We start from the raw sequence: 12,529 nt of genomic DNA, 5'->3' as shown, positions 1-12,529 counted from the left end.
TTCGGACCAGGGTCCTAACAGGGACAGCCCCCTATGGATGATGAATAGCCTCAGGGATAATAAAGGCTCGCACCGGGCAGAACCCGCCGCGACCAATCTAGGCGCTCGGCGGGCTATGCTCAAGGGCTTCGGCCAGGCTTTCGAGACGGGCGGCGATCCGCGCGAGCGCGGTCTCGCTGACGGCGGCGCCTTCGGGCGGGCGCTGTTCGATCTCGTCGAGGTCGTCGGCGAGCATCAGCGCGACGAACAGCATCGCGCGCTCGGCGCTGAGGCCGCCGGCGGCGCGCTGCGCATTCGCCCAGCGCTCGTCGATCATCTTGCCGAGATGGCGGACGCGGTCCTCGTCGCCGTCGGCGCAGGCGATCGGGTGGTTACGCCCCCCGATGTTGAGCATGATCTCCGCCATCAGCCGGGGTTCCCGCGGGCTATGACGTCGTCGAGCGCCGCAACCGCTTCGGCCATGCGCGCCTTCAGCGCGGCATGGCGCCGGGCGAGCGCGTCGCCGCTTTTCGCGCGCGCATCGATCGCCGCCTCGATACGGGCGATCGCCCCATCGATGCGATCCACTGCGGAAGGAGTGTCTGCCATGTCCTCCGGATAGCACGCAACCGTCCCGCGGCAAGGCGGTTTCGGCCCGTTCGGAACGGTCCATGCGGTTGACAGGGCGGCCTGCCGCCCCGCAAAGGCTGCGCGCCTGCCCGCCGGACTCTGACCCGGACTCTGTGGGGCCGTGGCGCCGGAAATTTCAGGAGAGAGACATGACGGTCAAGGTTGCGATCAACGGCTTCGGACGCATCGGTCGCCTCGTCGCGCGCGCGCTGCTCGAGAAGCAGGGCGATCTCGAACTCGTGGCGATCAACGATCTCGCGGACGCCAAGTCCAACGCCTGGCTGTTCAGCCGCGACAGCGTGCACGGCCGCTATCCGGGCGAGGTCTCGGCCGAGGGCAACGACCTGGTCGTCGACGGCAAGCGCATCCGCGTCACCGCCGAGCGCGATCCCGCGAACCTGCCGCACAAGGAACTGGGCGTCGACATCGTGCTCGAATGCACCGGCTTCTTCACCGACAACGTGTCGTGCCAGAAGCATATCGATGCGGGCGCCAAGAAGGTGCTGATCTCGGCGCCGGGCAAGGGCGTCGACCTGACCGTCGTCTACGGCGTCAACAACCACAAGCTGACCGCCGAGCACAACATCGTCTCGAACGCGTCGTGCACGACCAACTGCCTGGCGCCGGTCGCCAAGGTGCTGAACGACGCGATCGGGATCGAGCGCGGGCTCATGACCACGGTCCACGCCTATACCAACGACCAGAAGATCCTCGACCAGATCCACCCCGACCTGCGCCGTGCGCGCGCCGCGGCGATGAACATGATCCCCACCACGACCGGTGCCGCCCGCGCAGTGGCCGAGGTGCTGCCGGAGCTGAAGGGCAAGCTGGACGGCTCGGCGATCCGCGTGCCGGTTCCCGACGTCTCGCTGATCGACCTGACCTTCACCCCCAAGCGCGACACCACGCGCGACGAGGTCAACGCGGTGTTGAAGGCGGCGGCCGAGAGCGGTCCGCTCAAGGGCATCCTCGTCTACACCGACGAGCCGCTCGTCTCGATCGACCTGATGCATTCGCCGCAGTCCTCGACCGTCGACAGCCTCGAGACCGCGGTCATCGACGGCAAGCTGGTGCGCGTGCTCAGCTGGTACGACAACGAATGGGGCTTCTCGAACCGCATGGTCGATACCGCCACCGCGATGGCGAAGTTCATCTAAGAGCGATGCCGGCAGCTGTCCGCCACGCCCAAATCCCGTCATGCCAGCGCAGGCTGGCATCTCCCGGTTCGGGCCACGGCGCTTCCCAACGGGAAGACCCCAGCCTGCGCTGGGGTGACGGACTCAGCGGGCGCGGATGCATGACCTCTTGACCGGCACTCTCACCGGAATCGCCCGCCACGCCCGCGCGAAGGCGCCGATGGAGACCATCGACCATGTCGAGGTCACCATCGCCGGCGGGCTGCACGGCGACCATCGCGGCGCGGTGAAGCCGGGCGGCAAAGGGCGGCGGCAGGTCACGCTGATCGAGCGGATCGACTGGGACGCGGCGATGGCCGAGGTTGGCCGCAACCTGCCCTGGTACGAGCGCCGCGCGAACCTGCTGGTCGAAGGGCTCGACCTGCCGCAGGTTCCCGGCATGCGGCTGCGGATCGGGCGCGACGTGCTGCTCGAGATCACGCGCCACACCGACCCGTGCGAGCGCATGGAGGCGCTGGCGCCGGGATTGTTCGCGGCCCTGACCCCCGATTGGCGGGGCGGGGCCTGTTCGCGCGTTTTGGCCGGTGGCGTGATTGCGATCGGCGATGCAATCAGGATCGAGACACCATGACCAAGGCCTTCAAGACGCTCGACGACATCGGCGAGGTGCGCGGCAAGCGCGTGCTGGTCCGCGAGGATCTCAACGTCCCGATGGCGGACGGCGCGGTGACCGACGACACCCGGCTGCGTGCGACCGTCGCTACGGTCGGCGAACTCGCCGACAAGGGCGCGATCGTCCTCGTCCTCGCGCATTTCGGTCGCCCCAAGGGCGTGCCGAGCCCCGACTTCTCGCTGTCGCAGGTGGTGAAGCCTTATAGCGAAGTGCTCGGCCGCCCGGTCCGCTATGTCGACTGGGAGGGCGCGACCAACGCGGTCGCCATGATGCAGCCGGGCGACGTCGCGGTGCTCGAGAACACGCGCTTCTTCGGCGGCGAGGAAAAGAACGATCCCGCCGTCGTCGCGCGTTTCGCCGCGCTCGGCGATCTCTACGTCAACGACGCCTTCTCCGCCGCGCACCGCGCGCATGCCTCGACCGAGGGCCTTGCCCACGTCCTGCCCGCCTTTGCCGGTCGTGCGATGGAAGCCGAGCTCGACGCGCTGGAAAAGGCACTCGGTGCCCCCGAGCATCCCGTCGCCGCGGTCGTCGGCGGCGCGAAGGTGTCGTCCAAGCTCGACGTGCTGCGCCACCTGGTCGGCAAGGTCGATCACCTGATCATCGGCGGCGGCATGGCCAACACCTTCCTCGCGGCGCGCGGCGTCGCGGTCGGCAAGAGCCTGTGCGAGCACGAACTGGCCAGCGTGTGCGAGCAGATCCTCGACGCGGCGGACAAGGCGAACTGCACCGTCCATCTCCCCTATGACGTGGTCGTCGCGAAGGAGTTCAAGCCGAACCCTGCGACGCGTACCGTCAACGTCCACGAGGTCGCTGCCGACGAGATGATCCTCGATGTCGGCCCCGCTGCGGTCGAATCGCTCGGCGACGTGCTCAAGAACTGCCGGACCCTTGTGTGGAACGGCCCGCTCGGCGCGTTCGAGACGCCGCCGTTCGACGCCGCCACCGTCGCACTGGCCCGCACCGCCGCTGCACTGACGCAGGACGGCAGTCTCGTCTCGGTCGCCGGTGGCGGCGACACCGTCGCGGCGCTCAATCACGCAGGCGTCGCCGACGCGTTCACCTTCGTCTCGACCGCGGGCGGTGCGTTCCTGGAATGGATGGAAGGCAAGGATCTACCCTGTGTAGCCGCACTTCGACGTTGATCGCGAGGTCCGACAATCCTATGTTCAACATGTTGAACAGGACATAATGATGCTTGGTGTACGGCTGGACGCAGAGACGGAATTGGCGCTCGACGCCATCGCCCGGCGTACGCGTCGGCCGAAAAGTCAGATCGCCCGAGAGGCGATCCGGTCCTATGTCCTGCGCAACGATGTCGAGGCCCGCGCGCGGGCGGAATGGCGCACGATCAGCGACGCCGAGCGCGACAATCCGGAGATCGAGGCGCTGCTGGGTTCGGCGTTCCGCGACCTGAGCGACGATCTTGCGGCGCGGTGATATCATCATTGCGAGCGAGAAGGGGCCCTATGCGGGCAAGCCGCGACCTTGGCTGGTGTTGCAGAATAGCGCGTTTCTCGACCGGCCGTCGTCGATCACGGTTTGCATGATCACGTCTGACGCCTTGCCGTCTGCCTTCCGGATCGCGGTCATGCCCGACGATCGGAACAACCTGCGCGACGCGTCGATCGTGCTGCTCGACAAAATCCTCACGATCCGCGACGTCGCGGTCGATACGGTCATCGGGTCGCTCGACGACGGCACCATGACCCGCGTCGACGACGCCGCGCGGCTCTGGCTGAATTTATAATTCTGTCTTGACCAAAGGAATGAAGATGACGGCGACCGTAAAGGCCATTCTCGACAAGTACGAAGCCACCAGCTCGGCGGTGAAGGCGAACCTGCACCGCATCCTGATGCAGGGCCATCTCGGCGGCACCGGCAAGCTGGTCATCCTCCCCGTCGACCAGGGCTTCGAGCACGGCCCGGCGCGCAGCTTTGCGATCAACCCGCCGGCCTATGACCCGCATTACCATTACCAGCTCGCGATCGACGCCGGGCTCAGCGCCTATGCCGCGCCGCTCGGCATGCTCGAGGCGGGCGCCGACACCTTCGCCGGCCAGATCCCGACGATCCTCAAGGTCAACAGCTCGAACAGCTGGGCGACGACCATCGACCAGGCGGTGACCGGCAGCGTGTCGGACGCGCTGCGGCTCGGGTGCGCCGCGATCGGCTTCACCATCTATCCGGGCGGCGACAACGTCTTCGAGCAGATGGAGGAAATCCGCGAGCTGTCCGAGGAGGCCAAGTCGGTCGGCATCGCGACCGTGATCTGGAGCTATCCGCGCGGTCCGAACCTGTCGAAGGACGCAGAGCTCGCGCTCGACGTCGGCGCCTATGCCGCGCACATGGCGGCGCTGCTCGGCGCGCACATCATCAAGGTCAAGCTGCCGACCGCGCATGTCGAACAGAAGGATGCGCAGAAGGCCTATGAGGGCACCGACTGGTCGAAGCAGTCCGACCGCGTGAAGCACGTCGTCCAGTCGAGCTTCGCCGGACGCCGGATCGTGGTGTTCTCGGGCGGTGCGGCCAAGGGGTCGGACGCGGTCTATCAGGACGCGCGCGACATCCGCGACGGCGGCGGCAACGGCTCGATCATCGGCCGCAACACCTTCCAGCGCCCGCGCGCCGAAGCGCTCGAGATGCTCGCGAAGATCGTCTCGATCTACAAGAACGAGGAATAAGCCACTCCGACGGGTGGGGGCGGCGGATGGTCCCGCCCCCAAATCCGTCATCCCAGCGAAGGCTGGGATCTCCCGTGGTAAACGCGGCACGTCACCGCGAGAGACCCCAGCCTTCGCTGAAGTGACGAAGCGGCGGGAGCGCCGGCGGGAAGCTGATCGCCACGCCACGTCCAACAAGACAGGTGCATCCGGGCCGCGAATTGCTTTAAGGCGCCCAGCATGACCGATATCGATCCGCTGGGTCCGCTGGACCCCAATTTCGCCGCCAACTTCACGCGCGACCTGCGCCGGCCGAAGTGCCAGCTCTACATAATCTCGCCGCTCGACGTCACCGGCGGCTTCCCCGATCGCTTGGCCCGCGCGCTCGATGCCGGCCCGGTCGCGGCGTTCCAGTTCCGCGTGAAGGACGTCGACCAGCACGCCGCCGCCGCGCTCGCCGAGCCGCTGCAGCGGATCTGCGCCGACCGCGACGTCGCGTTCATCGTCAACGACAGCATCGCGCTCGCCAAGCGGCTGGGTGCCGATGGCGTGCACCTGGGCCAGGACGACGGCGACCCGCGCGAGGCGCGCGCGGAGCTCGGCCCGGAGGCGCAGATCGGCGTCACCGCGCATGCCAGCCGCCATCTTGCGATGGACGCGGGCGAGGCGGGGGCGGACTATGTCGCGTTCGGCGCCTTCCACCCGACCACGACCAAGGCGACCGAGCATGTCGCCGAGCCGATCCTGCTGTCCTGGTGGTCGACGCTGTTCGAAATCCCGTGCGTCGCGATCGGCGGGATCACGATCGCCAACGCGCCGCCGCTGGTCGCGGCCGGTGCCGATTTCCTCGCCGTGTCGCACGGCGTGTGGGGCGGCGACGAGGCCGAGGCGGTCAGGGCGTTCGCCGATCTGCTCGGCGACCGGGCGTCGCTCTCGGCCGGCTGATCCCGAGGAAACAACCGCCTGCCCGACCGTTGATGCGCAAGCGTAACAGTCAAGGACACGACATGAAGGCGATAGCGGCAACGGTTCTGGGGTTCGCGTTCATGGGGGCAGGGGTATCGGCAGCGCCGACCCCGCCGCTCGATCGCGGCGTGCTCAAGGTCCAGGTGATCCTCGACAAGCTCGGCTTTTCGCCGGGCGTGCTCGACGGGCGGCGGGGCATGACGCTGACCGCGGCGATCAAGGGATTCCAGGAGAATCGCGGCTTGCCCGTCACCGGCGAGCTCGACCAGGCGACGACGGCGGCGCTGAAGCCCTATGCCGCGGTCGAGGCGACCAAGACGCTCACGTTGAACGCGCGGACGCTGGCCGGCCCGTATTTCGTGATCCCGAAGGGTGAGGACAAGCAGGCCGAACTCCCCGCGCTCGGCTATCGCTCGCCGATGGAGAAGCTCGCGGAGATGTTCCACACCACCCCGCAGGTGCTGATGGAACTGAACTCGCCGCAGACGGTGCTGAAGCCCGGTACGCAGGTGGTGTTACCCAACGCGCTGCCGACGTCGCGCGCCTATGACACGAAGCTGCGCCCCGACTGGATTGCCACGCTCGGCATGCTCAACGTCGACGCAAACCAGCCGCAGGCCGACAAGATCGTCGTCGACAAGTCGGAAAAGGTCCTGAAGGCCTATGACAATGCCGGCACGCTGATCGCGCTGTTCCAGGTGACGACGGGCAGCACGCACGACCCGCTGCCGATCGGCACGTGGAAGATCAACGGCGCCGACTATAACCCGAAATTCCACTACAATCCGGCGCTGTTCTGGGACGCGAAGAAGGACGACAAGAAGGCGATGTTGCCGCCCGGCCCGAATGGGCCCGTCGGAGTCGTCTGGCTCGACCTGTCGAAGCCGCATTACGGCATCCACGGCACCCCCGTGCCCGAGCTGATCGGACGGACCGCGAGCCATGGCTGCGTCCGCCTCGCCAACTGGAACGCCGCGCGGCTCGCGATGATGGTCAAGCCCGGGACGCCGGTGGTGTTCCAGGAATAGCGCCGTGACGCGGACCTTCTGGGTCATCCTGGCGCTGATCGTCGTGGTCGTCGGCGGGTTCGCCTCGATGCTGTCGTTCGGCGGCGGCAGTTCGCGGATCCCGTGGCGGCGGCCCGCGCCGGTCGCCGTCCCCGCCGCGGTGCCGCAGGGCGTGCTCGCGCTGCCCGTCGTCGGCGTCCGCCGCGACCAGATCGCGGACAGCTGGAACGATCCGCGCGGCGACGGCACCCGGGGGCATCACGGGGTCGATATCATGGCGCCTGCGGGGGCCTCGGTCGTCGCCGCCGCGCCGGGTCGGGTGGAAAAACTGTTCCAGAGCAACCTGGGTGGAACGACGCTCTATGTCCGGTCGATCGACGGCGCGACGACCTATTATTACGCGCATCTCGCCGCCTATGCGCCGGGCGTGCACGAAGGACAGGTCGTCAGGGCCGGCGACCCACTCGGCTATGTCGGCGACACCGGCGATGCGGGGGCGGGCAACTACCATTTGCATTTCGGGATCACGCGAATGGCGCCCGGCCAGCGCTGGTGGGAGGGCGAGAACGTCAACCCGTACCCCCTGCTTGCCGCTAGGGGCGCTGGCGGCTAAAGGGCGCGGCTATCGTTCTTTCCAGCAGGTATAGGTCATGAAGATCAACGCGGTCGAGATTCGTCCCGGCAACATTCTCGAATATGAGGGCGGCATCTGGCGTGCGGTCAAGATCCAGCACACGCAGCCCGGCAAGGGCGGCGCGTACATGCAGGTCGAGATGAAGAACCTGATCGACGGCCGGAAGAACAACGTCCGCTTCCGCTCCGCCGAGAGCATCGAGAAGGTCCGGCTCGACACCGTCGACTTCCAGTATCTGTTCCGCGAGGGCGACACGCTGACCTTCATGGACAAGGTCAACTACGAGCAGATCACGCTCGACGCCGACATCCTGGGCGATGCGGCTGCGTTCCTGCAGGACGGGATGGACGTGGTGATGGAGCTCTGGGAAGAACGCCCGATCTCGGTCCAGCTGCCCGACACGATCGAGGCGCTGATCGTCGAGGCCGATGCCGTGGTGAAGGGGCAGACCGCCTCGTCGAGCTACAAGCCCGCGATCCTCGAGAACGGCGTCCGCGTGATGGTGCCGCCGCATATCGGCGCAGGCACCCGGATCGTCGTCGACGTGTACGAACAGACCTACGTCCGCCGCGCGGACTGATCTTTGCTCCCCCTCCCGCTTGCGGGAGGGGGCTGGGGGGTGGGCTCGCGCCATCGCCGCCAGTTTCGGTTGAAAGCGCGAGCCCACCCCCAACCCCTCCCGCAAGCGGGAGGGGGGAGATAATCAATGCCCAGCCATTCCGGCATCATGACCGTCATCGAGCGCGCCGCCCGCAAGGCCGCGCCGCGTCTGCGTCGCGATTTCAACGAGGTCCAGCAGCTGCAGGTCAGCCGCAAGGGCCCCGCCGACTTCGTCAGCCAGGCCGACCAGCGTGCCGAGCAGACGCTGTACGAGGAACTCGTCCATGCGCGCCCCGACTGGGGCTTCCTGATGGAGGAGCGCGGCGAGATCCTCGGCGATCCGAACAAGCCGCGCTTTATCGTCGATCCTTTGGATGGCACCTCGAACTTCCTCCACGGCATCCCGCATTTCTGCATCTCGATCGCGGTCGAGGAGCCGATGCCGAACGGCAAGCGCGAGATCACCACCGCGCTCGTCTACCAGCCGCTGACCGACGAGAGCTTCTGGGCCGAGAAGGGCCGCGGCGCGTGGCTGACCGACCAGCGGCTGCGCGTGTCGTCGCGCCGCGACCTGTCCGAATCGCTGATCGCGACCGGCATCCCCTTCCTCGGACATGGCGACTTCGCGCAGTGGAGTCGGATCTTTGGCGCGGTCGCGCCCGAGGTTGCCGGCATCCGTCGCCTGGGCGCCGCGGCGCTCGATCTCGCGTGGCTCGCTGCCGGGCGGTTCGACGGGTTCTGGGAATCGGACCTGAAGCCGTGGGACGTCGCGGCCGGCATGCTGCTGGTCAAGGAAGCCGGTGGCTTCGTCACCGACTTCCGCGGCGGCGACCGTGCGATCGAGCGCAACGAGTTCCTGGCGGCCAACGACGCGCTCCATTCGCGCCTCCACAAGCTGGTGGCCGGCGCGCTGCGCTAAGCAGGCCGCCGCCCCTCCAAATCCTCCGTCATGCTGAACTCGGTTCAGCATCCACAGTGTTGCGAGCGCTGGTTACCCGATCCGGAGACCTGCGCCTGCCGCACGGTGGATCCTGAAACGAGTTCAGGATGACGCCTGTCTGTGGCGCGCCGACCCGGCATCCCGACCCCGCATCCCCACCCGCATATCTCGCACGTCCCTTTTGCGAGTGATTCTCACGGCCTCACCGCCTTGCCCCATTGGGCCCACCGGCCTAAAGCGGCCCCGTTCCGTTCGCACATGCGAGAAGCCCCTTGGTTGACCTGTCGCACTATCTTCCGATCCTGCTGTTCCTTGGGGTCGCGATCGCGCTTTCGAGTACGTTCGTGTTCCTGCCGATGGCGGTGTCGCGCCTGACCGGCTCGCACAAGCCGACGCCCGAGAAGCTCAGCGAATATGAATGCGGCTTCCCCGCGTTCGAGGATCCGCGCAGCCAGTTCGACGTGCGCTTCTATCTCATCGCCATCCTGTTCATCATCTTCGATCTCGAAGCGGCGTTCCTATATCCCTGGGCAGTCAGCGTTTTCACGCTCGGCTGGACCGCATGGATCTCGATGATGGTCTTTATCGCCGAGCTCGCGCTCGGCCTCGTCTATGCCTGGAAGAAGGGCGCGTTGGATTGGGAATGATCATGAACGCTGGGCACTCCGGCCCCGTCGAGCTCGACCGCAACCCCGGTAGCGGCGCGATCATCGCGCCCGACCAGGGGTTCTTCGACGGTCTCAATGGTGAACTGACCGACAAGGGCTTCCTCGTCACGTCGACCGAGGAGCTGTTCCAGTGGGCGCGTACCGGCTCGCTGTGGTGGATGACGTTCGGCCTCGCTTGCTGCGCGGTCGAGATGATCCATGTGAACATGCCGCGCTACGATCTCGAGCGCTTCGGCGCCGCGCCGCGCGCCTCGCCGCGCCAGTCGGACGTGATGATCGTCGCCGGCACGCTGTGCAACAAGATGGCCCCGGCGCTCCGCAAGGTCTACGACCAGATGTCGGAGCCGAAATACGTCATCTCGATGGGCTCGTGCGCCAATGGCGGCGGCTATTATCATTACAGCTACAGCGTCGTGCGCGGCTGCGACCGGATCGTGCCCGTGGACATCTACGTCCCCGGCTGCCCGCCGACCGCGGAGGCCCTGCTGTACGGGATCATGCAGCTGCAGCGTAAGATCCGGCGGTCCGGGAGCATCGAACGGTGAGGGCGCCCGCTCCCGCCTATGCGTCGAACGACGGCGTCGTCGACGCAGCGCGCGCCGCGCTCGGCGCCAGCCTGATCGACGCGGTCGAGCATGTCGGCGAAGTCGCGCTCCACGTGAAGCGCGAGGCGCTGTACGACGCGATGATCGTGCTGCGCGATACCCCGGGGCTTGCCTATCAGCAGCTCATGGAGATCGCCGGCGTCGACTATCCCGAGCGCGCCGAGCGGTTCGAGGTCGTCTATTGCCTGCTCTCGCTGACGCGCAACCACCGCATCCGCGTGCATGTCGCGACCGACGAGGAAAAGCCGGTGCCGTCGGTGACCGCGATCTGGCCGGTCGCGGGCTGGCTCGAGCGGGAGGTCTACGACATGTACGGCGTGCTGTTCAGCGGCAACGCCGACCTGCGCCGTATCCTCACCGACTATGGCTTTCGCGGCCATCCGCAGCGCAAGGACTTCCCGCTGACGGGCTATGTCGAGCTGCGCTATTCGGAAGAGGCCAAGCGCGTCGTGTACGAGCCGGTCCAGCTGGCGCAGGATTTCCGCACCTTCGACTTCCAGAGTCCCTGGGAAGGGGCGGCCTATGTGCTGCCCGGCGACGAGAAGGGCGCGCTGCCGCAGGCCAAGGGGGCGCCGACCCCGCTGAGCGCGGACGCGATCCAGAAGGCCGACGCCACGCAGAGCGCGACCAAGGCGCCGGCCGCGCCGAGCGAGCCCTATGCCAAGAAGGATGCGACCAGCACCGCGCAGAGCGGCGCGGGCGAGCCCGATCCCGGCAACCAGAAGCAGGACAAGCCCGTCGAGTCGGACGTCGTTCCGACCAAGGGTGGAGGACAGAATCAGTGAGCGACTATGTCGACGAACTGTTGCACGTTTCCGACGATGCCGATCCCACGACCGGCGACGTCGCGATCCAGAACTACACGATCAACTTCGGCCCGCAGCATCCGGCCGCGCACGGCGTGCTGCGGCTCGTCATGGAGCTGGATGGCGAGATCGTCGAGCGCGTCGACCCGCATGTCGGCCTGCTCCACCGCGGCACCGAAAAGCTGATCGAATACAAGACCTACACGCAGGCGCTGCCGTATTTCGACCGGCTCGATTACTGCTCGCCCTTGTGCATGGAGCATAGCTGGGTGCTCGCGGTCGAGAAGCTGCTCGACCTTGAGGTGCCGATCCGCGCGCAGTATCTGCGGGTGTTCTTCGCCGAGCTGACGCGCATCTCGAACCACATGCTGAACCTCGGTTCGCACGTCATGGACGTCGGCGCGATGACGCCGAACCTGTGGCTGTTCGAGATCCGCGAAGACTGCATGAACTTCTTCGAGCGCGTCTCGGGCGCGCGCATGCACGCGAACTATTTCCGCCCCGGCGGCGTCCACCAGGATGCGCCGCTGAAGCTGCTCGCCGACATCGGCGACTGGCTCGACACGCGCCTGCCGCGGCTGTTCGACGACGCGATCAGCCTCGTCGCCGACAACCGCATCTTCAAGCAGCGCAACGTCGACATCGCGACGGTCAGCCGCGACGACGCGATCAAATGGGGTTTCTCCGGCCCGATGATCCGCGGCTCGGGCATCGCCTGGGACCTGCGCAAGTCGCAGCCCTACGACGTGTATGCGAAGATGGACTTCGACGTCCCCGTCGGCACCCGCGGCGACTGCTACGACCGGTTCATGGTGCGCGTCGAAGAGGTCCGCCAGTCGGCGCGGATCATGAAGCAGTGCCTCGCCGAAATGCCCGAAGGCCCGATCGCCAGCCTCGACCGCAAGGTCGTGCCGCCGAAGCGCGCCGAGATGAAGCATTCGATGGAAGCGCTGATCCATCACTTCAAGCTCTACACCGAGGGTTTCCACGTCCCCGCGGGCGACGTCTATGTCGCGACCGAGAGCCCCAAGGGGGAGTTCGGCGTGTACCTGGTCGCCGACGGTTCGAACAAACCCTATCGCTGCAAGATCCGCCCGACCGCCTTCTCACATCTCCAGGCGATGGACTTCATGATGAAGGGCCACATGCTCGCGGATACGACCGCGGTGCTCGGCGCGATGGATATCGTGTTCGGGGAGTGCGACCGGTGAAGTTCATGCGC

General features: G+C 66.9%; 17 protein-coding genes. 15 read left to right on the top strand and 2 right to left on the bottom strand.

What is annotated here, in order from left to right; translation table 11 throughout:
- Positions 1 to 97 precede the first annotated feature (97 nt).
- Entirely contained in the window at positions 98 to 406 is a 309-nt protein-coding gene (locus tag FSB78_RS11890) for a cell division protein ZapA (protein WP_147082846.1), read from the bottom strand.
- Entirely contained in the window at positions 406 to 588 is a 183-nt protein-coding gene (locus FSB78_RS11885) for a hypothetical protein (RefSeq protein WP_147082845.1), read from the bottom strand. Before FSB78_RS11885 ends, FSB78_RS11890 begins: the two co-directional genes overlap by 1 nt.
- Before the next feature lie 170 nt (positions 589 to 758).
- Here FSB78_RS11885 and gap point away from each other — a divergent pair, with 170 nt between their 5' ends.
- From gap to FSB78_RS11810, 15 genes are all read left to right on the top strand, one after another.
- Positions 759 to 1,766: a type I glyceraldehyde-3-phosphate dehydrogenase gene (gene gap, locus FSB78_RS11880; protein ID WP_147082844.1), complete on the top strand. Its 1,008-nt coding sequence runs from the start codon at positions 759 to 761 to the stop codon at positions 1,764 to 1,766.
- Positions 1,767 to 1,902: 136 nt separating this feature from the next.
- Positions 1,903 to 2,376, top strand: a complete 474-nt coding sequence (locus FSB78_RS11875; RefSeq protein ID WP_147082843.1) for an MOSC domain-containing protein — start codon at positions 1,903 to 1,905, stop codon at positions 2,374 to 2,376.
- Positions 2,373 to 3,563 carry a phosphoglycerate kinase gene (locus tag FSB78_RS11870; protein WP_147082842.1) on the top strand — a complete coding sequence of 397 codons (1,191 nt, stop codon included), beginning with the start codon at positions 2,373 to 2,375 and terminating at the stop codon, positions 3,561 to 3,563. The genes FSB78_RS11875 and FSB78_RS11870 overlap by 4 nt, the downstream gene beginning before the upstream one ends.
- Positions 3,564 to 3,609: 46 nt before the next feature.
- Positions 3,610 to 3,858 carry a ribbon-helix-helix protein, CopG family gene (locus FSB78_RS11865; protein WP_277872715.1) on the top strand — a complete coding sequence of 83 codons (249 nt, stop codon included), beginning with the start codon at positions 3,610 to 3,612 and terminating at the stop codon, positions 3,856 to 3,858.
- A complete protein-coding gene (locus FSB78_RS11860; protein WP_158638007.1) occupies positions 3,845 to 4,168 on the top strand; it encodes a type II toxin-antitoxin system PemK/MazF family toxin in 324 nt (107 codons plus the stop codon). Before FSB78_RS11865 ends, FSB78_RS11860 begins: the two co-directional genes overlap by 14 nt.
- A 19-nt stretch (positions 4,169 to 4,187) precedes the next feature.
- Entirely contained in the window at positions 4,188 to 5,102 is a 915-nt protein-coding gene (locus FSB78_RS11855; RefSeq protein WP_147084158.1) for a class I fructose-bisphosphate aldolase, read from the top strand.
- Between the two features lie 219 nt (positions 5,103 to 5,321).
- On the top strand, positions 5,322 to 6,026 hold the full coding sequence (gene thiE, locus FSB78_RS11850; RefSeq protein ID WP_147082839.1) for a thiamine phosphate synthase: 705 nt from the start codon (positions 5,322 to 5,324) through the stop codon (positions 6,024 to 6,026).
- A gap of 62 nt (positions 6,027 to 6,088) precedes the next feature.
- Positions 6,089 to 7,075, top strand: coding sequence for a L,D-transpeptidase family protein (locus FSB78_RS11845; RefSeq protein WP_147082838.1), 987 nt, complete (start codon positions 6,089 to 6,091; stop codon positions 7,073 to 7,075).
- A gap of 4 nt (positions 7,076 to 7,079) precedes the next feature.
- Positions 7,080 to 7,667, top strand: coding sequence for a murein hydrolase activator EnvC family protein (locus FSB78_RS11840; protein ID WP_147082837.1), 588 nt, complete (start codon positions 7,080 to 7,082; stop codon positions 7,665 to 7,667).
- 37 nt (positions 7,668 to 7,704) lie between these two features.
- The gene (gene efp, locus FSB78_RS11835) at positions 7,705 to 8,268 is read left to right on the top strand and encodes an elongation factor P (RefSeq protein WP_147082836.1); all 564 of its coding nucleotides are present in this window, start codon (positions 7,705 to 7,707) and stop codon (positions 8,266 to 8,268) included.
- 126 nt (positions 8,269 to 8,394) lie between these two features.
- A complete protein-coding gene (locus tag FSB78_RS11830; RefSeq protein WP_147082835.1) occupies positions 8,395 to 9,207 on the top strand; it encodes an inositol monophosphatase family protein in 813 nt (270 codons plus the stop codon).
- Between the two features lie 293 nt (positions 9,208 to 9,500).
- A complete protein-coding gene (locus FSB78_RS11825) occupies positions 9,501 to 9,875 on the top strand; it encodes an NADH-quinone oxidoreductase subunit A (RefSeq protein ID WP_147082834.1) in 375 nt (124 codons plus the stop codon).
- Positions 9,876 to 9,877: 2 nt separating this feature from the next.
- The gene (locus FSB78_RS11820) at positions 9,878 to 10,441 is read left to right on the top strand and encodes a NuoB/complex I 20 kDa subunit family protein (protein WP_147082833.1); all 564 of its coding nucleotides are present in this window, start codon (positions 9,878 to 9,880) and stop codon (positions 10,439 to 10,441) included.
- Complete coding sequence (locus FSB78_RS11815) at positions 10,438 to 11,286, top strand: NADH-quinone oxidoreductase subunit C (protein ID WP_147082832.1); 849 nt, start codon at positions 10,438 to 10,440, stop codon at positions 11,284 to 11,286. Before FSB78_RS11820 ends, FSB78_RS11815 begins: the two co-directional genes overlap by 4 nt.
- Positions 11,287 to 11,303: 17 nt before the next feature.
- Positions 11,304 to 12,518, top strand: coding sequence for an NADH-quinone oxidoreductase subunit D (locus FSB78_RS11810; RefSeq protein ID WP_422396730.1), 1,215 nt, complete (start codon positions 11,304 to 11,306; stop codon positions 12,516 to 12,518).
- Positions 12,519 to 12,529 lie beyond the last annotated feature (11 nt).

The organism is Sphingomonas ginsenosidivorax (assembly GCF_007995065.1).
Classification (GTDB): domain Bacteria; phylum Pseudomonadota; class Alphaproteobacteria; order Sphingomonadales; family Sphingomonadaceae; genus Sphingomonas; species Sphingomonas ginsenosidivorax.
This window is presented reverse-complemented; position numbering and strand designations above follow the sequence as displayed.

What these genes read in the sequence shown, in the direction of transcription:
- FSB78_RS11890 (WP_147082846.1), bottom strand. Translation starts at nt 406, where the DNA reads ATGGCGGAGATCATGCTCAACATCGGGGGGCGTAACCACCCGATCGCC.
- FSB78_RS11885 (WP_147082845.1), bottom strand. Translation starts at nt 588, where the DNA reads ATGGCAGACACTCCTTCCGCAGTGGATCGCATCGATGGGGCGATCGCC.
- gap (WP_147082844.1), top strand. Translation starts at nt 759, where the DNA reads ATGACGGTCAAGGTTGCGATCAACGGCTTCGGACGCATCGGTCGCCTC.
- FSB78_RS11875 (WP_147082843.1), top strand. Translation starts at nt 1,903, where the DNA reads ATGCATGACCTCTTGACCGGCACTCTCACCGGAATCGCCCGCCACGCC.
- FSB78_RS11870 (WP_147082842.1), top strand. Translation starts at nt 2,373, where the DNA reads ATGACCAAGGCCTTCAAGACGCTCGACGACATCGGCGAGGTGCGCGGC.
- FSB78_RS11865 (WP_277872715.1), top strand. Translation starts at nt 3,610, where the DNA reads ATGATGCTTGGTGTACGGCTGGACGCAGAGACGGAATTGGCGCTCGAC.
- FSB78_RS11855 (WP_147084158.1), top strand. Translation starts at nt 4,188, where the DNA reads ATGAAGATGACGGCGACCGTAAAGGCCATTCTCGACAAGTACGAAGCC.
- thiE (WP_147082839.1), top strand. Translation starts at nt 5,322, where the DNA reads ATGACCGATATCGATCCGCTGGGTCCGCTGGACCCCAATTTCGCCGCC.
- FSB78_RS11845 (WP_147082838.1), top strand. Translation starts at nt 6,089, where the DNA reads ATGAAGGCGATAGCGGCAACGGTTCTGGGGTTCGCGTTCATGGGGGCA.
- efp (WP_147082836.1), top strand. Translation starts at nt 7,705, where the DNA reads ATGAAGATCAACGCGGTCGAGATTCGTCCCGGCAACATTCTCGAATAT.
- FSB78_RS11830 (WP_147082835.1), top strand. Translation starts at nt 8,395, where the DNA reads ATGCCCAGCCATTCCGGCATCATGACCGTCATCGAGCGCGCCGCCCGC.
- FSB78_RS11820 (WP_147082833.1), top strand. Translation starts at nt 9,878, where the DNA reads ATGAACGCTGGGCACTCCGGCCCCGTCGAGCTCGACCGCAACCCCGGT.